The following is a 21,869-nucleotide window of genomic DNA, read 5'->3' on the forward strand; positions in this document are numbered from 1 at the left end:
ACCCCGTGCGGGCACGGGGTGTGAAGTCGGCTCTGGCTATGGCGCTTTCGCCTGGAGAGCCTTTTCGACGAAGGCGTTGGTGTACGTCTTGTCGAGGTCGATGCGGTCGCGGACCGGTTTCACATTGCGGGAGTACTTGCCCAGGATGCGGAGGACGTTCTCGGCGCCTTCGCGTTTCATCAAGCCGTCGCCATTGAACATGACGATGGAGTCGCGGACGGACTTGGCGTAGAGCTCCGGATCGCCGCCCGCGTACTGGGAGGGCATCTTGGCGGCGATCTCCTCGGGAGAGTGGGTGTCGATCCACTGGAGCGTCTGGACGAAGGCATTGGCCAGCTTCTGGACGATATCCGGATGGGCTTCGACGGTTTCGCAGCGCATGTAGAGGGAGGCGGCGGGGTAGAGGCCGCCGAGGGCGGCGCGGGTGCCCTCCTCGTTGCGCATATCGATGAGGATCTCCGCCTCGCCCGAGGACACCATCTTGGCCACGGTCGGGTCGGTGGTCATGCCCGCGTCGATGCCATTGTGGTTCATGCCCGCGATAAAGGTCTGTCCCGCACCGACTTTCACGCGGGTGTAGTCCTCGGTGCTCAGGCCCGCCTGACCGGCCAGGCCCTGGGTGAGGAAGTCGGTGGACGAGCCCAGCGAGGTGACGCCCAGGTTCTTGCCCGCGAAGTCCTTGGGCGACTTGATGGTCGCCGCGTCCTCCTTGGACACCAGCTCGACTTCGCCAGGCACATCGGCGAATTGGACCACGGTCTGAATGCACTGATCCTTGGCCTGCAGGTCGATGGTGTGGTCGTAGAAGCCGACCACACCCTGCACATCGCCGGTGAGCAAAGCGGTTTCGGCATTCGCGCCGGACTGCTCGCCGAGCAGCTTCACATCGATATCGTTGCGTTCGAAATTGCCCAGCTGCTGGGTGAGCATGGCGGGCAGATAGATGACCTTCTCCAGACCGCCGACCATGATGGTGATCTGCGGACGGCCGTTCTCGACCGGAATGCGCCGGGAGTCACGACAACCCGTGACCAGCAGCAGCGAGGAGACGGCCAGGGCGATGACGGCGACGGACTTGCGGTACTTCATGGCGCTCACATCCCGTGCCCGGCGGAGCCCTGCGCGGGACGCCACTTCAGCAGCCGGTTCTCGGCCATGCCGATGATCCATTCGGCAATGAGCGCCACCGCGGTGATGATGATCATGCCCGCGTAGATGCCCGCCGCGTCGAAGGTGCCCTGCGAGTTCGAGATGAGCAGACCCAAACCCTTGCTCGCCCCGGCATATTCGCCGACCACCGCGCCGATGGGCGCGAAACCGAAGGCGGTGTGCAGGCTCGACAGAATCCAGGTGGTTGCCGAGGGCAGCACGATGGCGGTCAGCACCTGGCGGCGGCTCGCGCCCAGAATGCGCGCATTGTTGATGACATTGCCGTCCACCTCGCGGGCGCCGGTGAAGGCATTGAAGAACACCGCGAAGAACACCAGCACCACCACGGTGGCCACCTTGGAGCTCAGCCCCAGGCCGAACCAGATGATGAACAGCGAGGCCAGCACGATGCGCGGAACGGCATTGAGCGCCTTGATGAACGGTGCCAGCACATCGGCCCAGTAGCGGCTGCGGCCGAGCAGCACGCCCAGCACGACACCGGCCACGGTGCCGATGACGAAGCCGAGCACGGCCTCCTGCACGGTGGTGTACAGCTGCAGCCAGATGGACCCGAACTGTGTTCCCTCGGTGAACCATTCGACCAGCCGATCCCAGATGAGGGAGGGCTTGGAGTAGAAGAACGGGTCGATCCACAGCGAGGCGGTGAGCTCCCAGGAGCCCAGCCACAGGGCCACGAGGGCGATGCGCAGACCCCAGGTGCGCGCCTTGGCCTTGCGGGCGGAATTGCGGACCCGGGCGAGGATCTGCTCCTCGGTCTCCACCACGTATTCCGGTGTGGCGGTGGCGGTCTTCTCCATGACATCAAGCGACACGGGCCGCTCCCTTCGTGCGGGCCGCCTCGACCTGATCGCGCAGCGTTTCCCAGATTTCCTTGTAGAGGTCGCGGAATTCCTCGGTGAGCCGGACTTCCTCGACATTGCGCGGCCGCTCCAGGGTGACCCGGAAATCGCCGCACACGGTGGCCGGGCTCGCGGTCATGACGACCACGCGATCGGCCAGCGCGATGGCCTCCTCCAGATCGTGGGTCACGAAGATGACCGCCGATCCGGTGCCCGACCACACGCGCAGCAGCTCGTCCTGCATGAGCTGGCGGGTCTGCACGTCGAGCGCGCTGAACGGCTCGTCCATGAGCAGGATCTCCGGCTCGTTCACCAGGGTCTGCGCCAGCGCCACGCGCTTGCGCATACCGCCGGAGAGCTGATGCGGGTAGTAGCCCTCGAATCCGGCCAGACCGACCTTCGCCACCCAGGCCGCGGCGCGCTCGCGGGCCTGCTTCTTCGAGACGCCCTGGAAGTGCGGGCCCAGCGCCACATTGTCGAGCACGGTCTTCCACGGCAGCACGGCATCCTGCTGGAACATGTAGCCGATGCCGTCCGGAATGCCGCGCACATCGGCGCCGCGCACCAGGGTGCGCCCGGCCGAGGCGGGCTCGAGACCGGAGACGAGCGACAGCGTGGTGGACTTGCCGCAGCCGGTGGGGCCGACGACGGCGACGAATTCTCCGGGGGCGACCGTGAAGTTCAGGTCGCGCACCGCGGTGTGCACGCCACCGTTGGTCCCCGGGAAGCGCTTGGTGGCGCCCCGAAGTTCGATGAGCGGGTTGGTCATTTTCTAGCTCCTGTGTCCTGCCGCACATGCGGCGCGGAATGGAATCTAGGTAACCCGGGTCACACCGTGCCGAGTTGTGCGCACTACCCGCGCAAGTGGCAATTCGGACGTTTTGCGCGTTCTGCTCGAGGTTGCGATGCGTTGTCTAGACTGACGCCGTGTTCTCGCTCGGCCCCCGTTCCGTCCGCCTCCGGACCCAGATCGTGCTCTTGCAGATCGGCGTGGTCGGACTGACGCTGGGCCTGGCCTTCGGGGGTTCGCCTCCGTCAGCAATCAGCGGCTCGCGGACGAGTACGGCCAGCGGGCCCTGGCCATCGCCCGCACCGTGGCCTCGGATCCGGAGGTCCGCCGCGAGGTCGCGCACTACGCCGCGACCGCGCTGACGCCCGGCCCGGAATTGGAGCACGAGCTCTCCGACGGCGATCTGCAGCGCATTGCCGACGAAGCCCGCCTGCGCACCGGCGCCCTGTTCGTGGTGATCACCGACGACCAGGGCATTCGCCTGGCGCATCCGGATCGGGCCCGGCTGGGCGAGATGGTCAGCACCGACCCCTCCCGGGTGCTGGCCGGATCCGAGGTGGTCACGGCACCCTCGGCGAGTCCGTGCGCGCCAAAGTCCCTGTGCTGGAACCGACCGCCGGTGAGCGCGTGGTCGGCGAGGTGAGCGTCGGCATCTCCACCGCCGCCGTGCGGGAACAGTTGCTCGCTGATCTGAGCAAGGCGGGCCTGCTCGTCGGCGGCGCCCTGCTGGCGGGCATTGCCGCCTCGGTGTTGCTGGCCCGTCGCTGGCATGGTTTGACGCTCGGCCTGGAGCCCTCCGAGCTGCGCGAGCTGGTGCGCGAACAGGACGCCGTTCTGCACGGCATCGGCGAGGGCGTGGTGGCCGTCGACACCCGCTGGCGCATCACCGTCGTCAACGACGAGGCCCGCCGCCTGCTCGGCATCGACCCGGGCAATGGCGACGCCGTCGGCGAAATCGACCTCACCCCACGGATATTGGAAGCGTTCCGCACCGCCGACGGCCTGCCCGTCCAGGCCGCGGTGGGTGAGCGCATCGTGGTCGTCACCGCGCGCACCGTGACCCGCGACGGCCGTGCGCTCGGCGCGGTGCTCAGCGTGCGCGATCGCACCGATGTGGAATCCCTGACCCGCCAACTGGATGCGGTCCGCTCCATGAGCACCGTGCTGCGCGCCCAGCGCCACGAGTTCGCCAATCGACTGCACCTGCTCAGCGGCCTGCTGCACACCGGCCGCCCCGAGGAGGCGGCCCGTTATCTGGACGGTTTGCTGAGGTCGGGCCCGCTGGGCGCGGCCATGCCGGGCGTGGATGCCATCCGCGACCCCTACCTGCAGGCCTTCCTCGCGGCCAAGGCGGCCCACGCCCGGGATAAGGGCGTGCAGCTGCGCCTCGGGCCGAACACCTGGGTGGTCGGCAATCTCGTTGCGCCCGTGGATGTCACGACCGTGCTGGGCAATCTCCTCGACAATGCCATCGACGCCGCCCGCGCCGACGACACCGCCGACCGGAAAATCGTGGAGGTGGAACTGGTCGAGGAGGGCGATACGCTCCATATCGCCGTGGTCGACAGCGGCGGGGGAGTGCCACCGGAACTGGTGGACTCGGTATTCGCCGAAGGCGTTTCCACCCGCCCCGACAGCGGCTTGCCCGGCGGTCGCGGCGTCGGCCTGGCATTGTCGCGTCAGGTGGCGCGGGCCTTGGGCGGCGATGTCCGGCTGGCCGATCCGGCCCGCGGCGCCGAGTTCGAATTGCGGGGCGCGGAATTCATTGCCCGCCTGCCCTGCGTATTGAAGGAAGGTGAATCGGCGTGGGCCGAGGAGATCTGAACGTCCTGGTCGTCGACGATGACTTCCGCGTGGCCAATCTGCATTCCGGAATCGTCTCGGCGCTACCCGGATTCGCAGTCAGCGCCACGGTGAACACCCTCGCGGCGGCGCGCGAGGCCATTGCGGCCATGCCCTTCGACCTGGCCCTGGTCGATGTCTACCTGCCCGACGGCTCGGGCGTGGAACTCGTGCGCGAGATCCGCTTCGACGCCATGATGCTCACCGCCGCAACCGAATCCGAGACCGTCCGGGCGGCGGTATCCGCCGGTGCGCTCGGCTACCTGGTCAAACCCTTCGACCACGCCGTTCTCGCCGCCCGCCTGGCGGCCTATGCGCGCTATCGGCGCATACTGTCCGCCCCCGAGGTCTGCGCGGCCGAGGTGGAGTCCGCGCTGGCGGCGCTGCGCCCGGCCGCCGCCCCGGTCGGCGCGTCCGCCCCCGCCAACCCCGCCGCCCTGTCCCCGACGAAAGACCTTGTGCTACAAGCTGTCCGGAGTTCCGCCGCGCCCATGTCCGCCGCCCAGGTGTCGGCCGCCATCGGTATCTCCCGGGCGACCGCCCAGCGTTATCTGGCGGCTCTCGTCGCCACCGGCGGCCTGCGCATGCAGTTGCGCTACGGTTCCACCGGACGCCCGGAGCAGGAATACTCCGCTCCCCGCTGAATCCGATGTGGCCCCTGCCACATGGGGGTTGGCGAGCCGGGCGATGTTTCGATAACTTCGAAGGCGTGGCGGTGCTCCTGTCGGCCGACTTGTACCGGTCCAGGGTCGGGACCGCCACGAGCACAGGAGAAATCCAATAACTATTCAGTTCAACCACACCATTGTCGGATGCAAGGACAACCGGGAGTCGGCCGAATTCTGGGGCGACATTCTCGGATTGGCAGTGGGAGATCAGTGGGGGCCGTTCATCCCGATCGCGGTCGGTAACGGCGTCACTTTCGATCTCGCGACGGTGCCCCCGGATCTGCCGGGCGGCATTCAACCGCAGCATTACGCCTTCCTGGTGACCGAGGACGAATTCGATTCGGCCTACACGAAGATCCGGGACCGCGGACTCACCTACTGGGCGGATCCCCGCAAACAAGGCGTGAACGAGATCAACCACAATGACGGTGGCCGCGGAATCTACTTCGAGGATCCCAGCGGGCACTACATGGAGTTGATCACGGTGCCCTACGGCGGCTGGTAGCCCCAACTCTCGGGACTCTCAGGGGGCTGCGCCCCCCGAACCCCGCGCCCGCTGCGCGTACGCGCAGCGGGCGCTGCGCATTTCGGAGCGTTCACGCGGAGACGGCGACGCCCCGCGTCAAGGAACCCACCGTCTTCGGCCACTGGTAGAAGCGATCCGCCTCGCGAATCTCGAAGCCCGCCTCCTCGACGAGGCCGCGGATATCGCGATTCAGATGGCACCCGCCGAACAGCGTCTTCTGCACCGGATTCAACCGGTTCTGCCAGACCTGCACCTTGCGGTCCGGCGCGAGCCCGTGCTCGACGAAGTGAAAAGTGCCGCCTGGCACCAGCACTCGCCGCACCTCCGCCAGCGCCGCTTTCACATCCGGAATCGTGCACAGCGTCCAGGTGGACAGCGCCGAATCGAAACTGTCGTCCTCGAACGGCAGCGATTGCCCGTCCAGACCCGCCCGCTCGATCGGGACTGTGGCCTTGGCCAGCCGTCCGGCGGCCATGCGCCAGCCGAGATCGGCGGGCTCCACCGCGCTCACCGATTTCACCCCCGCCGGATAGAACGGCACATTGCGCCCGGACCCGAAGCCGATTTCGACCACGCGCCCGTGCAGCCCGGCGCAGGTCTGCTCCCGGACCGGATCGAGGAACTTCGCCCCGCACGATTGATCGACGATCCGGGGCAGCACCCGGTCTTCGTAAATTCCCACCACACCACTCTCCCAGCGGAGTCCGGTGTGCGCCACGATCTAGCGCGGCGGGGCCACCCCGCTCACCCAGGCTGTGAGGTAGTCGAGAACCTGCGGGTCGATGGTGGTGTCGATGGTGGCGTACTCCTCGGGCAGACCGGTGCCCGCCACCTGGAACAGGTGATTGAGACCGTCGAAGACATGCACGGTGGCCGCGGGATCGGCGGCCAGCAGGGCCCGCATGGGCGCCTCGTTCTGGGCGAGCGGCACCTGAATATCCTTGCTGCCGTACAGCGCGAGCACCGGAATCCGCAGCGCGGACAGCGCCGGAGCCGGGTCGTAGACCACCAAGGACGCCATGTACTGGGTCACTAGTGCGTCCACGGCCTCCGCGGGTGCGCGCTGCTCGGCCGGAAGTCCGGCATTGTGCTGGTGCGCGTACCGGATCGCCTCCTCCAGATCGCCGATGCGGAAGATATTGCACAGCCCGGACAGGAAGCCGATCTCGCTGGAGACCTCCTGCGGGGTGGCGCCCTCGGCGGCCAGCATGAGCTGGGTCTGTTCGAGAAGCACTTCCGCCCCGGTCACCGACGGTCCGGAGAGCAGGATCACGAAGGCCACGCCGCTCTCGGGCCGGGCGGCCGCCAGCGGGGCCAGATAGCCGCCCTCGCTGTGCCCGAGCAAACCGATGCGGTTGCCGTCGATCTCCGAGCGGGTCCGCAGGTAGGTCATTCCGGCGGCGATATCGTCGGTCAGATCCTGATAGGTGGCGTGGTCGAGATTGCCGCCGGTCCCGCCCACCCCGCGATCATCGGTGCGCAGCACGGCGTATCCGGCGCGGGTGAGCACGTCCGCGAGCAGCAGGAACGGCTTGTGCCCGAGGATGTTCTCATTGCGATCCTGCCGCCCGCTGCCGGTGATCAGCACGACGGCCGGATGCGGTCCGGGCGTCTGCGGCAGGGTCAGCGTGCCCGCGATGGTGATCTCCCGGCTGGGATAGCCGACCTCCTCCGACCGGTAGGGGAAGGGCGGCTGCGGGTCCTGCGGCCGCGGCGGCGTGAGCGCGCGGCCGGGTGTCAGCGTGAGCGGCAGTTGCTGTCCGGACTGGGTGAACTCGCCGATGATGCTGTTCGAATCCGCGTCGTAACTGCCCTGGAAGGACGGCTCGCCGGGCACCTGGGGAATCGCCCAGGTCACCAGGTTCCGGTCGGTCCGCACCCCCGTGAGCGGCAGGCTCATGACGTTCTGCACCGGAATGTCGATGGTGGCCCGGTTGTCGTTGGTGAAGTTGACCCCCACCGCCAGCGGGCTGTCGGGCACGTCGATGGTCCCGGTCCAATCCCCGGTCAGCCGCGGCGGCGGTTCCTGCCGGGACTGCGAACATCCCGGCACGAAGGCGACGATGACCAGCAGGGCCAGCAGCAGCGACCGCATAAGCCCAGGGTACGCACGGACCGAGTAGTCCGGACTCGATACGCGATTGTCCGCCGTGATCACGACACCGCCGGTCCAGGTCACATGTCCATCACCACTCGGACACTCGAAATAACCTCTGAGCCATGGGGAATAACTGTCTGGTCCAGTCATTGCCGCACGTCACATTCCGCTCGTACCGTGGTGAGGGTGAGCAATGTCGCTTCCTCTCCGGGACTCTCGGACCTCCCCGCCACGGTGGGCGGGTACGCGGTCGACGGATTCGGTCCGCTGGTACGAACTTTCGCGCGCCTGGTCGGCGGTCATCCGGGAGGTGGGGGAGCGCTCACGGTGCTGCGGCACGGCGAACCGCTCGTCGAGATCCGGGTCGGTGAGTCCGCACCCGGCCGGGAGTGGGAGCCGGACACCGGATCCATTGTCTTCTCGGCCACCAAAGGCATTGCCGCCACGGTCATCCACCGGCTCGCCGATCGCGGGCTCATCGACTACGACGCGCCCGTCGCCGCCTATTGGCCGGAATTCGCGGCCGGGGGCAAGGAGCGGATCACGGTGCGGCAGCTGCTCTCGCACCGTGCGGGCCTGTCCGGATTGCCGCCCATCGCGCGCGGCATCGACGACGTCCTAGACCACCGGCTGATGGAAGCGCGCCTGGCCGCCGCGGAACCCGATCACCTGCTGGGCATTCCGACCTATCACGCGCTGACCTTCGGCTGGCTGCTGGCCGGGCTCGCCCGCGCCGTCACCGGCCGCGGCATGGGCGAGCTGTTCCGCACCGAGATCGCCGAACCGCTCGGCACCGACGGCATTCACCTCGGCGCGCCGCCCGCCGGGAGCCCGACCTCGGCGGCCGTCCTGCTGGGCAATCGCCTGGCCCTGGTCGGCACCACCTATGTCTCCCTGATGCTGGGCCGCGCCTACGGCATCCCGGGCGCCGCGGGCGCGGCTGCCCGCGCGCTGTTCCTGCCCGGACTGGACGGTTTCCTGGAGGGCGATGTCCCGGCCATCCTCGACACCGAGCTCCCCGCGGGCAATGGCGTCTGCACCGCCACCGGTCTGGCCACCCTCTACAGCCCGCTGGCCAATGAGGGCATGATCAACGGCCGCCGCTTCCTGTCCTCGCACACCGTCAAGGCCATGCGCAGGATCGAGTCCTACCGCCTCGACCACGCCCTGTTCTACATCCCCATGCTCTGGCACATGGGCTACCACTCGCTCCCCATGCCGGGGGCGCGGGCCGGTTTCGGCCATATCGGCCTGGGCGGCTCCTTCGGCTGGGCCGATCCCGGCAGCGGAATCTCCGTCGGATTCGTGCACAACCGATTGGGCCTCGGTTCGCTCGGATCCGATCAGCTGGCGTCAGCGTGGGTGCTGCCGCTGGTGGTGCGGGGCGCACGTGCCGCGCGCCGCACCACCACAAGGACCGAGCGCCGCGCGGCCTGAGCCCCGCGACGCCCGGTGTGAACCGTCCCGCCGGTGTGCGCTATGCCGTGCGGACCCAATCCGTCAGGGCCGCATCCAGATCCACCGTGCCGGGCTCGCCCGCCCAGGCGATGTAGCCGTCGGGGCGAACCAGTATCGGGCGCTGGGCCGGATCGGCGGGTACGGCGACGCGGACGTGCTCGGCCTGGCCGTCGAGCGTGACCGGAGTGGAAGTCACCAGGACGTAGGCGCCCTCGAGCAGGGCTTCGTAGAGCCGCGGGGTATCGCCGGTGAGCGCGATATCCGAGGCGCGCGTGCCGACCAGATGGTCCGCGCCGTGCGGGTGCGGGTAGGTAAAGCCGATGCCCGAAATGGATCCGGCGACCTTGTGCGCGATGGGCGGCAGCGACAGCGCGCCCCCGGCAAGGGTGTTGCGGACCATGCGGCCGATCTTGGACTCTAGCATGGCGCCGCGAATGATGGCGCCGCTGCTGCGCAGCACCTCCTGGCCGATCGGATGCCGTTCGGCGTGGTAGGTGTCCAGCAGGCCGTCGGGGGCCCAGCCCTGTACGGCCGCGGCGAGTTTCCAGCCGAGGTTGGCGGCGTCCTGCAGACCGGTGTTCATGCCCTGGCCGCCCGCCGGTGAATGCACGTGCGCCGCATCGCCCGCCAGGAAGACCCGGCCCACCCGATAGGACTCGACCTGGCGTTCGTCACTGTGGAAGCGCGAGAGCCAACGCGGGTCGTGCATGCCGAAATCGGTGCCGAGGGCGCGCTGGGTGACATCGCGCAGCTCCTCGAGGTCGACCGGTTCGGTGTCGGGGACCTGGTTGCGGCGGTTCCAGGCGAAGATCCGGTACCAGCCGTCGCCGAACGGGGCGATGAAGGCGAAGGCGTCGCCCACGCCATTGACCGTCAGCACGGCGGTGGGCGGTTCGCTCAGCCGCACATCGGCCAGCATGATCGACTTCAGCACCGACTTGCCCGGGAAGTCCAGGCCCAGGGTCTCGCGCACCCGGCTGCGGTAGCCGTCCGTGCCGACCAAGTACTTCGCCCGCACGGTGCGTACCGAATCCTATTGCCGCACTTCGGCTTCGACGCCGTCACCGGTATCGGTGAAGGTGATCAGCTCGCCGCCGGGCACCAGGGTGGCGCCCAATTTCAGCGCGCGCTCGCGCAGTACGGACTCGACGTGGGTCTGCGGGGCGATGAGCAGGTAGGGGAAGCGGGTGTCGAGCAGATGGCCCAGATCGACATTGACGCTGGCGAACAACTGCAGCTTGTCGATGGTGGTGCCACCGGCGAGGACCTGCTCGGCAATGCCGCGCGCGTCGAACTGTTCCAGGGTCCGGGCGTGGACGGCGAAGGCGCGGGTGAGGTCCGAGCCGTGGGCGTGCTTCTCCACCAGGGTCACGGCGACCCCGGCCCGGGCGAGATCCCCCGCGAGCAGGAGTCCGGTAGGTCCGCCACCGATAACAAGGACATCGGTCTTTTCCGGAATCATAATGTGCTCCAAGCTTTTCGATCAGGTCAACTCGTGTTGGCCAACGCTTGTTGACAACTGTAAGCGGCCCGCCCTGGTTGGTCAACACTTGTTGGCCTACACTCGTTGACATGACTGCGGAACGAACCAGAAGGTCCGATGCGACCCGCGCCGCGATCCTGACCGCCGCCCGCGAACGCTTCGCCCGTGACGGCTACGAGCGCGCCACCATCCGGGCCATCGCTGCCGAGGCGGGCATAGATCCGGCCATGGTCATGCGCTACTACGGCTCCAAGGACAAACTCTTCGCCCTGGCCGCGGAATTCGATCTGCAGCTACCGGATTTCGCCGACGTCCCCGACGACGGCCTGGGCGAGGCACTGATGACATTCGCCATGCAACGCTGGGAATCCGATGAAACGCTCCCCGCCCTGCTGCGTGCCGCGGTCACCAATGAGGGTGCGGCAGAGAAGATGCGCGGCATCTTCGCCGGACAGGTGGTGCCCATGCTGCTGGCCCGCGGCATCGACCCGGCCGAGGCCGTGTCCCGCGGCGGCCTGATCGGCACCCAGTTGCTCGGTCTCGCCCTGTGCCGCTACGTCTTACGGGTCCCGCCGGTGGTGGCGATGCCCCCCGCGGAACTCGTCGACTGGCTGGGCCCCACGGTGCAGCGCTATCTCACCGGACACCGCTAGCCGGTCCGGCCTTGGGGCACAGTCGTTCTCGCGGTCAGCCGATGATCTCGGCGAGATCGAGGCGGGCGAGGCGGTCCGGGGCGGACAGCAGATCGATGGCCGCGATGCGGCCGCCGGTGACGGTGAAGCTCATGACGGACACCAGCCCGCCGTCCGCCGCCGTATTGACCAGGCCGGACAGGCCGTTGACCAATACCGGATGGGTGGTGCACAGCAGGGCCATGCGCTGGAAGGTCTGGGCCTGTCCGGCGACCACGGCCGCACCGCGCAGCACCTGCAGACCACCCGGCAGGGCCGCCCCGATATCGGCGCGCAGCACCACATCCGGATCGAGAATGGTCAGCAGGGCATCGAAATCCCCGTCCCGGGCCGCGGCCAGGAAGGCGTCCACGACGCGGCGCTGCCGGATCCGGTCGGTATCCGGCATCGGCGCCTCGCCCTGGACGCGGCGGCGCGCCTGACTGGCCAGCTTCTTGGCGGTCTGCGGCGTGCGATCGACGATCGGGGCGATCTGCTCGAAGGGCAGGGCGAACATATCGTGCAGGACGAAGGCCAGGCGCTGCGCCGGGCTCAGCGATTCGAGCACGACGAGCAGCGCCATGCCGACCGAATCGGCAAGCAGCGCTTGCTGTTCCGGATTCGACTCGCTGTCGCGGGTGATCACCGGATCGGGCAGTTGCCGCGCCTCCAGAGATTCCTCCGGGTGGGCGCGGCGCGAGCGCAGCACATCCAGGCAGACCCGGCTGACCACGGTGGTCAGCCAGCCGCCGAGATTGTCGATGGCGTCGGCCCCGGCCAGCCGCAGCCACGCCTCCTGCACCGCGTCCTCGGCCTCGGTGACCGAGCCGAGCATCCGGTAGGCCACGGCGCCCAGATGATCGCGGTGGTCCTCGAACCGGTCGGCCAGGAACTCGAGCTCGTTCACGTGTTTCCTCTCTACACGACGGTCAGGGTTTACGCAGTTGCCGGGCGGCCAGAGCGCTGGCTACGAAAACCAGCGGCGTCGCCCACTTGTCGGGCTTGTCGCCCACCGCGATATGCGAGACAGCCGCGCCGCCATAGACGAAAACCAGTCCGGCATAGGCCCATTCCTTGGTACGGGGATGCCCCGGCGTGACCAGCGCGGCAATGGCCGCCACCTTGGCCGTCCCCAGGATCGTCGCGAAGTACATCGGATATCCCAAGCGGTCGAACACATCCCGCACATAGGAGATCCGCGCGAAATCCCAGTACGACCCCACCGCCGTCTCGGCCAGCAGCACCGTGCCCGGAATCCACCGGATCGCCGTCAGCGCCCGCGCCCGGGCGGTCACGAGTCGCCCGCTTTGGTCATAGGCTGCGCCATGATGAATTCTCCTCAGTGAGTATTGATTTCGGTGGCTGCGCGGTGCAGCGCGGCGGCCAGCCGCTGGTTTTCCGGGGCGTTGAAGGCGAAGGCCGCGCGGCGGCGGGTGTAGCCGTAGGTGAGGCCGCTGTGCGGATCGGCGAAACCGTCCGATCCGGCGGAGCCGGTGTGGCCGATGGCGTGCACACCCAGGAACGGGTACATCAGGCCCTAGGCCTCGAAGCCCACGGCACAGGGGGCGTCCTCGCCGCGCACCAGATCCTTTCCGCCGGAATGGATCATGGCCACCTCGGCAATGGTGTCCAGCTTCAACAGCGGCTCGCCGCCGTCGAGACCGGAGATGGCCGCGGCGTACAGGGCGGCCAGGCCACGGGCGCTGCCCACACCGCCGCTCGATGCCGGACCGAGGCGGCGCACCGCCGGATCGTTCGGTACGGCCATCACATCGGCGGGGGTGAACCCGCGGGCATTGAGGTTGTAGGCGATGCCCGGAATGCTGTGCGGGTTGGGCGAATTCGCCGCGAATGGGGCCGCCATCTCCGGCGTGGCCCGCCACGGCTGGATCTCCAGGTAGCGGTGGTCCAGCTCCTCCGGCAGGCCCAGGTACACGTCCAGCCCGTACGGCGCGCGAATGCGTGCCTCGAAGATCTGCTGGATGGTGGCGCCGGTGATGCGGCGGATCACCTCGCCGACAATGGCGTAGGTGACGAAGCCGCCGTAGCCGTGCACGGTGCGGGGCGCGAAATAGGGCCGCTGCCCGGCCACGCGGGCGGCGATGATCCGGTCGTCGGCGATCTCGGCGAGGCCGAACCCGCCGTCGGCGCCGATCAGTCCCGACCGGTGCACCAGCACGTCCCGCACGGTGATGTGGGCCTTGCCCGCCGCCGCGAACTGCGGCCAGTAGTGGGCGACGGTGCGGTCGATATCGAGGACGCCGTCCTGTATCAGCAGTGCCACGACCAGAGCCGACGCGCCCTTGGTCGACGAATGCAGGCCCGTCAGGGTTTCGCCGGTGATCTCCGGTCCGGCCCACAGATCCACCACTCGTCGTCCGCGCACGAACGCGGCCAGCTGGGCGCCGGACTCACCGTCCTCCTCGGCCACCACGGCCGCGAATTCCGCACGGACGGACTCGAATCCGTCCGCGACGGTGCCGTGTACCTCGATCTTGCTCATGGTGCTCGCTCCTTCCGTCTGAATCGGTGTGCCGATTCATTGACGGAGGGCGGAGCGAAAAGGTGACCGCGCGAGTGCGTGGACCTAGTTCTTGTCGGCGCGGATGGCTTCGAAGACGTTCGGGTCGACCAGGGTCGAGGTGTCGCCGAGCTCGCGGCCCTCGGCCACATCCCGCAGCAGCCGGCGCATGATCTTGCCGGAGCGGGTCTTGGGCAGTTCGGGCACGACGTGGATCTCGCGGGGGCGGGCGATGGGGCTGATCTCGCGGGAGACCTCGGCCTTGAGGTCGGCGATCAGCTCGTCGCCGGTGTTCTCCGCTTCGGCGGTGAGGATGACGAAGGCGACGATGCCCTGGCCGGTGGTCTCGTCGGAGGCGCCGACGACGGCGGCCTCGGCCACGCCGGAGTGGCCGACCAGGGCCGACTCGACCTCGGCGGTGGAGATGCGGTGGCCCGACACGTTCATGACATCGTCCACCCGGCCCATGACCCAGAGATCGCCGTCGGCGTCCAGGCGGGCGCCGTCACCGGCGAAATACCAGCCGGTGGCGGCGAATCGGGCCCAGTAGGTTTCGCGGAAGCGCTCCATATCGCCCCAGATGCCACGGGCCATGGACGGCCAGGGCTGATCGAGGACCAGCAGGCCGTCGGCATTGCGGTCGCCGAGATCGGTGCCGTCCTCGTCGACGATGCGGGCGGAGATGCCGGGCAGGGGAGTCATGGCCGCGCCCGGTTTGGTCGCGGTGACGCCGGGCAGCGGGGAGATCATGATGGCGCCGGTATCGGTCTGCCACCAGGTGTCCACGATGGGGGTCTTGTTGCCGCCCACCACATCCCGGTACCAGCGCCACGCCTCCGGGTTGATCGGCTCGCCGACCGAACCCAGCAGCCGCAGCGAGGACAGGTCGTGGGCGTCGGGGATCTCGCGGCCCCACTTCATGAACGTGCGTACCAGCGTCGGAGCGGTGTAATAGATGCTGACGCCGTATTTTTCGACGATCTGCCAGTGCCGGTGCTCGTCGGGGAAGTTCGGGGTGCCCTCGTAGACGACCTGTGTCGCGCGGTTCGAAAGCGGGCCGTAGACGATGTAGGAGTGGCCGGTCACCCAGCCGATATCGGCGGTGCACCAGTAGATGTCGGTATCCGGCTTGTGGTCGAAGACATTGTGATGGGTGTACGACGCCTGAGTCAGGTAGCCGCCCGAAGTGTGCAGGATGCCCTTGGGCTTACCGGTGGTGCCGGAGGTGTAGAGGATGAACAGCGGGTGCTCGGCGTCGAAGGCCTGGGCCTCGTGCCGATCGGAGGCATCGGCGACGGTCTCGTGCCACCAGAGGTCACGGCCCTCGGTCATGGCGGTGTCGATGCCGGTGCGGCGCACGACCAGCACGTGCTCGACGGTCGAATCACCTTCGGCGGCAAGGGCTTCGTCGACCGCGGCCTTGAGCGGGGAGGGTTTGCCGCGCCGCCACTGGCCGTCGGTGGTGATGACCAGTCGCGCCTCGGCATCGTCCACCCGCTGCCGCAGTGCGCTGGCGGAGAACCCGGCGAACACCACCGAATGCACGAGTCCCAGGCGAGCACAGGCCAGCATGGACACGATGGCCTCGGGAATCATCGGCATGTAGATCGCGACACGATCACCGGCCACCAACCCCAGCGCCGTGAGCTGGTTTGCGGCCCTGGACACTTCGGCCAGCAGCTCGTTGTAGGTGATGGCGCGCGAGTCGCCCGGTTCGCCCTCCCAGTGGATGGCGACCTGCTCGCCGTGCCCGTCGAGCACATGCCGGTCCACGCAGTTGTAGGCGACATTGAGCTGTCCGTCGCCGAACCAGCGCGCTACCGGAGCACCGGACCAGTCCAGCACCTCGGTGAAGGGCCGGTGCCAGTGCAGTCGCCGAGCCTGTTCGGCCCAGAACGCCTCTCGATCCGAGATCGCCCGGTCGTACAGCGACGATCCGGCATTCGCCTGCGCCACGAACTCCTCGCTCGGCGGGTAGGCCACGGGCACGCGCTCCGCGGTCACGGTCTCGTCGGGCTGGGTCGTGGTGGTCACTGCGACAATCTCCTATATCGAATCGAGGGGCGTTGCTGGGCGTGAAATCAGTGCGCGACAGCCTTTTCGGCGCCGACACCGGTGAGGGAGCGAACCTCCATCTCGGCGGCCTTGGCCGGATCCTCGTCGTCCTCGCCGAGGAAGGTGCCGACAATGCCGAGCACGAAGGCCAGCGGGATGGACACGATGCCCGGATTGGACAGCGGGAACCAGTCGAAGTCCATGCTGGACAACATGGCCGTCTTGGAACCGGACACGGCGGGGGAGAACACGATCAGGACAATGGTCGAGATCAGGCCGCCGTACATGCTCCACAGCGCGCCGGTGGTGTTGAAGCGCTTCCAGAACAGCGAGTAGAGGATGGTCGGCAGGTTCGCCGCGGCCGCGACCGCGAAGGCCAGCGCCACCAGGAAGGCGATGTTCTGGCCATTGGCCAGGATGCCCAGGCCGATGGCGAGAATGCCGATCACGATGGCGGTGATGCGGGAGACCCGCACCTGCTCGTTCTCACCGGCCTTGCCGCGCTTGATGACTCCGGCGTAGATATCGTGCGCGAAGGAGGTCGAGGCGGTGATGGTCAGACCCGCCACCACCGCGAGAATGGTCGCGAACGCCACCGCGGAGATGACGCCCAGCAGCACCACGCCGCCGAGTTCTGTCCGCCCGCGGCGGCCAGAATGCGGTCCGGGCCGACAATGGCGGCCGCGCCGTAGCCCAGCACCAGGGTGAACAGGTAGAAGGCGCCGATCACGGCGATGGCCCAGACCACCGAGCGGCGCGCCTCCTTCGCGGTCGGCACGGTGTAGAAGCGCATGAGCACATGCGGCAGACCGGCGGTGCCCAGCACCAGGGCAAGGCCCAGCGACAGGAAGTTCAGCTTCGACATGGAGGTGCCGCCGTACTGCGCGGCCGGCGCCAGCACATCCCGCTGCGCCACCGCCTTGTTCGCCGACTCCGAGACGAACTGCTGTGCGGAACCCAGGATGTCGGACACATCGAAGCCGTACTTGGCCAGCACCAGCACGGTCATGAAGCCCGCGCCGGCGATCAGCAGCACGGCCTTGATGATCTGCACCCAGGTGGTGCCCTTCATGCCGCCGACCAGCACGTACAGGATCATGAGCACGCCGACCACGGCGATCACGACCGCCTGCCCGGACTTGCTGCTGACATTGAGCAGCAGCGCGACCAGACCACCCGCGCCCGCCATCTGCGCCAGCAGATAGAACAGGCACACGGTGAGCGTGGTGAGCGCGGCCGCCGCGCGGACCGGGCCCTGCTTGAGCCGGAAGCTCAGCACATCGGCCATGGTGAATTTGCCGGTGTTGCGGAGCATTTCGGCCACCAGCAGCAGCGCCACCAGCCAGGCGACGAGGAATCCGATGGAGTACAGGAACCCGTCGTAGCCGTACACCGCGATGGCGCCCGCAATGCCGAGAAAGCTTGCCGCGGACAGATAGTCACCGGCGATGGCGACGCCGTTCTGCGGTCCGGAGAAGCCGCGGCCACCGGTGAAGAAGTCGGCGGCGGTGGCATTGCTGCGGCTGGCGCGAATGACGATGACCATGGTCACGGCCACGAACAGCGCGAAGATGCCGATATTGGCGGCCGGATTGCCCACGGCCGCCGCGGCGAGATAACCGGTGCTCATGCGTGCGTGCCCTCCATGTGCTCGCGAATGGCGGCGGCGCGCGGATCCAGCTCACGGTTGGCGAAGCGCACGTACAGGCCGGTAATGAGGAAGGTCGAGGCGAACTGGCCCAGGCCGAGCAGCAGTCCGACATTGATGTTCCCGACCACCTTGGTCGCCATGAAGTCGTGCGCGTAGGCGCCGAGCAGCACGTACACCAGATACCAGGCCAGGAACAGCGCGGTCATGGGGAAGACGAAGCGGCGCAACCGGTGTAGCAGTTCCTGGAACTCCGGGCTGGCCTGTACGGCGGTGAATTCCGCTGCCGTCGGCGGGCTCGGCGGGTTCGTGCCGAGATCGGTGCTGCTCATCGAGGGGTCCTAGCGTGTGACGTGGCTTACGTACTCCGGGACGTTAGCGAGGTCATCGTGACCGAAACATGATGTGGCGCGGGTCACTCGGCGAAGGTGCCCGGCTGTGCGGTGAACGGTCGGTTCGGTGCGGTGAGCGGTCAGGGCTGACGCAGGCCGGGTTCGCGGTCCGCACCCAGGCCCAGGCCCTCGGGGGCGTGCATGCGCACGAAGATGCGGCCCACCTCGCGCGCTGGTTGGCCGCTGCTCAGCCTGCTGACCACGATCATCGTGAGGAACGACAGCGGCACGCTGACCGCCGCCGGATAGCTGAGCACGGCCGTGAGCCAGCCTCCGGCCAGATGCGCGGGGACGCCGCCGGACACCGAGACGACGGTGGCCGTGCCCGCCGTGAGCCCACCGGCCAGCAGGCCCGCCGCCGCGCCCCGCGCCGTGAGGCCGCGCCACCAGATGCCAAGCACCAGCAGCGGGCACAGGGTCGACGCCGCGACGGCGAAGGCCAGGCCGACCGTGCGGGACAGGTCGAGCGAGGCCACGGCGAACGAAAGTCCCAGCGGCACAGCGCCGGGCACCAGCGCCGCCACCCGGAAGTCGCGGATGCGGCCGCGCAGGATATCGGTGCTGACCACACCGGCGATGCTGACCAGCAGTCCGGAGGAGGTCGACAGGAAGGCCACGATCGCACCGGCCGCGACGAGCGCGCCCAGCAACTGCCCCGGCAGGCCGGTCAGCACCGAACCCGGCAGCAGCAGCACCGCCGTATCCGATTTGTCCGCGCTCACCAGGCCCGGGACATACAGTCGCGCGAACACCCCCAGCAGGGTCGGGAACAGGTAGAACAGGCCCACCAGGCCGATCACCGTGACCGCCGTCGAACGGGCCGCTCGCCCATCGGGATTCGTATAGAACCGCACCAGCACATGGGGCAGGCCCATGGTGCACAGGAAGGTCGCGGCAATGAGCGAATACACCTGGAACATGGGATGCGGGCCGCCCAGTCCGCCGCCGGGCAGCAGCCAATCCGCGCCCGCGGCGGAGAGTTCCGTCGTATCGAAGACGCGATCCCCGCGCAGGAAATGCGCGGCCAGCACCAGGGCGGGCAGGGCCACGGCGGTCAATTTCAGCCAGTACTGGAAGGCCTGCACGAAGGTGATGGAGCGCATGCCGCCGTTGGCGACGGTCCCGATCACAATGGCGCCCACCGCGACCGCGCCCACCCAGCCCGGGACGCCGAGCAGAATGCGCAGCGTCAGGCCCGCGCCCTGGAACTGCGGAATCAAATACACCGCGCAGATGAGCACCACCGTGAGCGCCGCCAGCCGCCGCAATCGCAGTGAGCCGAGCCGGAATTCGGCGAAGTCGGGCACCGTGTAGGCGCCGGAGCGACGCAGCGGCGCGGCGACGAACAACAGCAGCCCGAGATATCCCGCCGTGAATCCCACCGGATACCAGAGTGCGTCGGCGCCGTATTTGGCGATCAATCCCGCGACGCCGAGAAAGGAAGCCGCCGAAAGATATTCACCCGAAATGGCCGCGGCATTCCAGCCCGCGCCCACACTGCGCGAGGCCACCAGGAAATCCGAGGTGGTGCGGGCCAGTCGCACCCCGTACACCGCGATACCCACGCTGGCGACCGCCGCCAGCAACAGCGCCACCAAGGTGATGCCCGGCATGGTCGGCGAATCCACCTCAGTCACCGGTCAATTCGCCGAAATCGTGTTCATTGCGATCCGAGAGCCGCACATAGATCCGGCCGATCCCGAACAGCAGCGGATAGGCCGCGACACCCAGCAGCACCCACGGCACCCTTACGCCCGCCACCTCCGCCGACCCCAGGCCGGTCGAGAACAGCAATGGCAAGGCCCCCAGCACCATGACGGTCACCACCGCGAGCCGCACCGCCAGCCCGAACTGTGCCCGGATCAGCCCGCCGATGAGGACCGCGCCCACCTCCGTCTGCTCCGCGACCTCGACCCGGGTCCGCACCATCCGCGCGCCGCGCCGTTCGGCGAGCACGACCCGTTCCCGGGGGCGCGGCCGTTCCGTGCTCACCGCTGTGTCCGATGCCGCGGCGAAGTGGGCACCAGCCGCTGTTTGAGTTCCTTCACCTGCCGCCGGGCCACCGGGAGTTCGACGGCGGGCGAATCTCCTTCCGCCCGCAGGCATACCACGGTCCCGGTGCCCACGGTCCGCAATCCGGTCACCTGCCGCAGGGCGACCAGATAGGACCGGTGCACCCGCACGAATCCCGCCTCGCGCCACCGATTCTCCAATTCCGACAGGGGAATTCGCACCAAATGCGATCCGGCGCCGGTATGCAGTCGCGCATAGTCCCCGTCGGCCTCCACCCAGCTGACCGCGGCCCGATCCACCAATGTCGTCACCCCGCCCAGTTCCACCGGAATGACTTCGTGCGGATCGGTTTTGCCCGCCTCGGGCGGCGGCGCGCTCCGGCCGACGGCAATGCGCCGCACGGCTTCCGCCAATCGCGCCTCGCGCAACGGCTTCAACAGATAATCCACCGCGCCCAGATCGAACGCGGCCACGGCTTTGTCGTCATGTGCCGTCACGAATACGACCGCGGGGGGATTCGCGAACTCCGACAGGATCCTCGCCAACTCCATCCCATCCAATCCGGGCATATTGATATCCAGAAACACCGCGTCCACCGCATGCGCCCGCAACTCCCGCAAGGCCGCCGTGGCATCCCCCGCCGCGTATATCTCCCCGACCTCACCCTGGGCCCGCAGCAAATACACCAGCTCATCCAAGGCCGGTTTCTCATCGTCCACGGCCAACACGCGCAGCACGCCCGGCTCCCTGTCGGTGGTCTGAATCACAACTGATCCATCCTACGGTGCAAACCAGACGGTCGAGCTCGGCCCTCGGCCGGCGCTCTCAGCGCAGCAAGTTGATGATCTTGCGATAGGCGAGACGGGTCGGTGGCGAGAGTTGGGTCCAGGTAATGGGACCGCCCTCGGCCAGATGGGTGTCGTAGGGGATCTCGGTCACGGCGCGCACGTATTTCCCGAGGTAGGTGCGGGCGTGCTGGGCGACGCCCGGACCGTCCGTGGGGTGCTGGCGGGTGATGACTATGACGGCGTCGGCCAGGTGGTGCTCGCCGTAGTTGTCGTCGAGCCAGATGAGCGCGGGCTTGAGGCGATTCACCGCGTCCGGGCGGGCGGCGAGGGTGATCACCAGGGCAATGCGCGGATCCGACGGCAGGGGGGTGACCATGCGATTGGTGACCGGCGAGCCGCCGTCGTAGATGGGCAGGCAGCCCGCCGCCGACAGGTCGCGATGGACCGAGGAGTAGCTCTCGCGGCGCGGCAGCGCCTCCGGCCCGCGCGGCAGCACGCCGAAGCTGGAACTGTTCTCGCCACAGCTGTCCAGCACGGACGGGGCCAGCCCGCGCGGGCCCATATTCAGCCAGGTCTGCACGGTGCCCGCCGGATCGATCTTGTCGCAGCCGCGCCGGGCCAGATCCCCGCCGGTGGCGCTGGCGTCCACCACGATCGGTGACCGCTCCTCGTAATCGGAGGCCACCGCCGAGGCCACGCCCAGCGCGGTGGTGGTCGTCCCGGCGCCGCCGGAGCTGCCCATGACCAGGATGGGCGGAACCTCGGCCCAGAGCAGGAATCCGTCGGTGTCGTGCAGGCGTACGACATCGGTGGGCGCGCCGGGCGGAGGCTGACGTAGTAGCAGCGATAGATCCGTGGGAGTGGCGGAAAGCTCGGCGGGGTGATCGGGGTAATTATCGAACACTCG

Annotated in this window: 20 protein-coding genes and 3 pseudogenes; 5 read left to right on the plus strand and 18 right to left on the minus strand. The window is 68.2% G+C overall.

What is annotated here, in order from left to right; all coding sequences use genetic code 11:
• Nucleotides 1-36 precede the first annotated feature (36 nt).
• From NC4_RS31470 to NC4_RS31480, 3 genes are read right to left on the minus strand one after another with little or no spacing between them, the layout of a single operon-like run.
• Nucleotides 37-1,089 (minus strand): ABC transporter substrate-binding protein, encoded by a 1,053-nt coding sequence (locus NC4_RS31470; protein WP_067545821.1) that lies wholly within the window; start codon nucleotides 1,087-1,089, stop codon nucleotides 37-39.
• 5 nt (nucleotides 1,090-1,094) lie between these two features.
• Entirely contained in the window at nucleotides 1,095-1,982 is an 888-nt protein-coding gene (locus tag NC4_RS31475) for an ABC transporter permease (protein WP_067545685.1), read from the minus strand.
• Nucleotides 1,972-2,778: an ABC transporter ATP-binding protein gene (locus NC4_RS31480; RefSeq protein ID WP_067545688.1), complete on the minus strand. Its 807-nt coding sequence runs from the start codon at nucleotides 2,776-2,778 to the stop codon at nucleotides 1,972-1,974. The genes NC4_RS31475 and NC4_RS31480 overlap by 11 nt, the downstream gene beginning before the upstream one ends.
• Before the next feature lie 158 nt (nucleotides 2,779-2,936).
• Between NC4_RS31480 and NC4_RS31485 the strand changes: the two are divergent.
• The 3 genes and pseudogenes from NC4_RS31485 to NC4_RS31495 all read left to right on the plus strand — a co-directional run bounded on the left by NC4_RS31485 (nucleotide 2,937) and on the right by NC4_RS31495 (nucleotide 5,814).
• A pseudogene (locus NC4_RS31485) lies at nucleotides 2,937-4,623 on the plus strand (ATP-binding protein).
• Nucleotides 4,605-5,285 (plus strand): response regulator transcription factor, encoded by a 681-nt coding sequence (locus NC4_RS31490; RefSeq protein ID WP_067545691.1) that lies wholly within the window; start codon nucleotides 4,605-4,607, stop codon nucleotides 5,283-5,285. Before NC4_RS31485 ends, NC4_RS31490 begins: the two are co-directional and overlap by 19 nt.
• A gap of 136 nt (nucleotides 5,286-5,421) precedes the next feature.
• On the plus strand, nucleotides 5,422-5,814 hold the full coding sequence (locus NC4_RS31495) for a VOC family protein (protein ID WP_067545694.1): 393 nt from the start codon (nucleotides 5,422-5,424) through the stop codon (nucleotides 5,812-5,814).
• A 91-nt stretch (nucleotides 5,815-5,905) separates the two neighbouring features.
• On the opposite strand, the gene NC4_RS31500 is transcribed toward NC4_RS31495, so the two are convergent.
• Together NC4_RS31500 and NC4_RS31505 are read right to left on the minus strand one after the other, a co-directional pair.
• Entirely contained in the window at nucleotides 5,906-6,517 is a 612-nt protein-coding gene (locus NC4_RS31500) for a class I SAM-dependent methyltransferase (RefSeq protein ID WP_067545824.1), read from the minus strand.
• A gap of 39 nt (nucleotides 6,518-6,556) precedes the next feature.
• Nucleotides 6,557-7,930, minus strand: coding sequence for an alpha/beta hydrolase family protein (locus NC4_RS31505; protein WP_067545827.1), 1,374 nt, complete (start codon nucleotides 7,928-7,930; stop codon nucleotides 6,557-6,559).
• Between the two features lie 189 nt (nucleotides 7,931-8,119).
• On the opposite strand from NC4_RS31505, the gene NC4_RS31510 reads away from it, so the two are divergent.
• Entirely contained in the window at nucleotides 8,120-9,370 is a 1,251-nt protein-coding gene (locus tag NC4_RS31510) for a serine hydrolase domain-containing protein (protein ID WP_067545697.1), read from the plus strand.
• A gap of 40 nt (nucleotides 9,371-9,410) precedes the next feature.
• Here the strand turns inward: NC4_RS31510 and NC4_RS44880 are convergent, their stop codons facing one another.
• Together NC4_RS44880 and NC4_RS31515 are read right to left on the minus strand one after the other, a co-directional pair.
• Nucleotides 9,411-9,815 (minus strand): aromatic-ring hydroxylase C-terminal domain-containing protein, encoded by a 405-nt coding sequence (locus NC4_RS44880; protein ID WP_369690806.1) that lies wholly within the window; start codon nucleotides 9,813-9,815, stop codon nucleotides 9,411-9,413.
• Between the two features lie 36 nt (nucleotides 9,816-9,851).
• A pseudogene (locus NC4_RS31515) lies at nucleotides 9,852-10,853 on the minus strand (FAD-dependent monooxygenase); the annotation flags it as partial.
• Between the two features lie 110 nt (nucleotides 10,854-10,963).
• On the opposite strand from NC4_RS31515, the gene NC4_RS31520 reads away from it, so the two are divergent.
• Complete coding sequence (locus NC4_RS31520; protein ID WP_067545700.1) at nucleotides 10,964-11,527, plus strand: TetR/AcrR family transcriptional regulator; 564 nt, start codon at nucleotides 10,964-10,966, stop codon at nucleotides 11,525-11,527.
• A 34-nt stretch (nucleotides 11,528-11,561) separates the two neighbouring features.
• On the opposite strand, the gene NC4_RS31525 is transcribed toward NC4_RS31520, so the two are convergent.
• The 11 genes and pseudogenes from NC4_RS31525 to NC4_RS31570 form a co-directional block, all read right to left on the minus strand.
• Nucleotides 11,562-12,452: a sigma-70 family RNA polymerase sigma factor gene (locus NC4_RS31525; RefSeq protein WP_067545703.1), complete on the minus strand. Its 891-nt coding sequence runs from the start codon at nucleotides 12,450-12,452 to the stop codon at nucleotides 11,562-11,564.
• 22 nt (nucleotides 12,453-12,474) lie between these two features.
• The gene (locus NC4_RS31530) at nucleotides 12,475-12,840 is read right to left on the minus strand and encodes a DoxX family protein (RefSeq protein ID WP_067545706.1); all 366 of its coding nucleotides are present in this window, start codon (nucleotides 12,838-12,840) and stop codon (nucleotides 12,475-12,477) included.
• A 44-nt stretch (nucleotides 12,841-12,884) separates the two neighbouring features.
• The gene (locus NC4_RS43500; RefSeq protein WP_245722067.1) at nucleotides 12,885-13,076 is read right to left on the minus strand and encodes a hypothetical protein; all 192 of its coding nucleotides are present in this window, start codon (nucleotides 13,074-13,076) and stop codon (nucleotides 12,885-12,887) included.
• A gap of 6 nt (nucleotides 13,077-13,082) precedes the next feature.
• Entirely contained in the window at nucleotides 13,083-14,048 is a 966-nt protein-coding gene (locus NC4_RS31535; RefSeq protein ID WP_245722068.1) for a serine hydrolase domain-containing protein, read from the minus strand.
• A gap of 84 nt (nucleotides 14,049-14,132) precedes the next feature.
• Entirely contained in the window at nucleotides 14,133-16,100 is a 1,968-nt protein-coding gene (gene acs / locus NC4_RS31540) for an acetate--CoA ligase (RefSeq protein ID WP_067545709.1), read from the minus strand.
• 47 nt (nucleotides 16,101-16,147) lie between these two features.
• A pseudogene (locus NC4_RS31545) lies at nucleotides 16,148-17,751 on the minus strand (monocarboxylic acid transporter).
• Nucleotides 17,748-18,101 carry a DUF485 domain-containing protein gene (locus NC4_RS31550; RefSeq protein WP_067545712.1) on the minus strand — a complete coding sequence of 118 codons (354 nt, stop codon included), beginning with the start codon at nucleotides 18,099-18,101 and terminating at the stop codon, nucleotides 17,748-17,750. The pseudogene NC4_RS31545 and the gene NC4_RS31550 overlap by 4 nt, the downstream one beginning before the upstream one ends.
• 140 nt (nucleotides 18,102-18,241) lie before the next feature.
• Nucleotides 18,242-19,774, minus strand: coding sequence for a sodium/solute symporter (locus NC4_RS31555; RefSeq protein WP_067545828.1), 1,533 nt, complete (start codon nucleotides 19,772-19,774; stop codon nucleotides 18,242-18,244).
• A 16-nt stretch (nucleotides 19,775-19,790) separates the two neighbouring features.
• Nucleotides 19,791-20,090, minus strand: coding sequence for a hypothetical protein (locus tag NC4_RS31560; protein WP_067545833.1), 300 nt, complete (start codon nucleotides 20,088-20,090; stop codon nucleotides 19,791-19,793).
• Nucleotides 20,091-20,149: 59 nt separating this feature from the next.
• Nucleotides 20,150-20,941 (minus strand): LytR/AlgR family response regulator transcription factor, encoded by a 792-nt coding sequence (locus NC4_RS31565; protein ID WP_067545715.1) that lies wholly within the window; start codon nucleotides 20,939-20,941, stop codon nucleotides 20,150-20,152.
• A gap of 58 nt (nucleotides 20,942-20,999) precedes the next feature.
• Nucleotides 21,000-21,866, minus strand: coding sequence for a MinD/ParA family ATP-binding protein (locus NC4_RS31570; RefSeq protein ID WP_067545718.1), 867 nt, complete (start codon nucleotides 21,864-21,866; stop codon nucleotides 21,000-21,002).
• Between the last annotated feature and the right edge of the window lie 3 nt (nucleotides 21,867-21,869).

Source organism: Nocardia crassostreae, from assembly GCF_001613405.1.
Classification (GTDB): Bacteria; Actinomycetota; Actinomycetes; order Mycobacteriales; family Mycobacteriaceae; genus Nocardia; species Nocardia crassostreae.

Bases quoted from the DNA above. Each gene is read 5' to 3' on its own strand.
- NC4_RS31480 (WP_067545688.1), bottom strand. From the start codon at position 2,778: ATGACCAACCCGCTCATCGAACTTCGGGGCGCCACCAAGCGCTTCCCG.
- NC4_RS31470 (WP_067545821.1), bottom strand. From the start codon at position 1,089: ATGAAGTACCGCAAGTCCGTCGCCGTCATCGCCCTGGCCGTCTCCTCG.
- NC4_RS44880 (WP_369690806.1), bottom strand. From the start codon at position 9,815: ATGCTAGAGTCCAAGATCGGCCGCATGGTCCGCAACACCCTTGCCGGG.
- NC4_RS31560 (WP_067545833.1), bottom strand. From the start codon at position 20,090: ATGGTGCGGACCCGGGTCGAGGTCGCGGAGCAGACGGAGGTGGGCGCG.
- NC4_RS31505 (WP_067545827.1), bottom strand. From the start codon at position 7,930: ATGCGGTCGCTGCTGCTGGCCCTGCTGGTCATCGTCGCCTTCGTGCCG.
- NC4_RS31555 (WP_067545828.1), bottom strand. From the start codon at position 19,774: ATGCCGGGCATCACCTTGGTGGCGCTGTTGCTGGCGGCGGTCGCCAGC.
- NC4_RS31550 (WP_067545712.1), bottom strand. From the start codon at position 18,101: ATGAGCAGCACCGATCTCGGCACGAACCCGCCGAGCCCGCCGACGGCA.
- NC4_RS43500 (WP_245722067.1), bottom strand. From the start codon at position 13,076: ATGTACCCGTTCCTGGGTGTGCACGCCATCGGCCACACCGGCTCCGCC.
- NC4_RS31520 (WP_067545700.1), top strand. From the start codon at position 10,964: ATGACTGCGGAACGAACCAGAAGGTCCGATGCGACCCGCGCCGCGATC.
- NC4_RS31535 (WP_245722068.1), bottom strand. From the start codon at position 14,048: ATGAGCAAGATCGAGGTACACGGCACCGTCGCGGACGGATTCGAGTCC.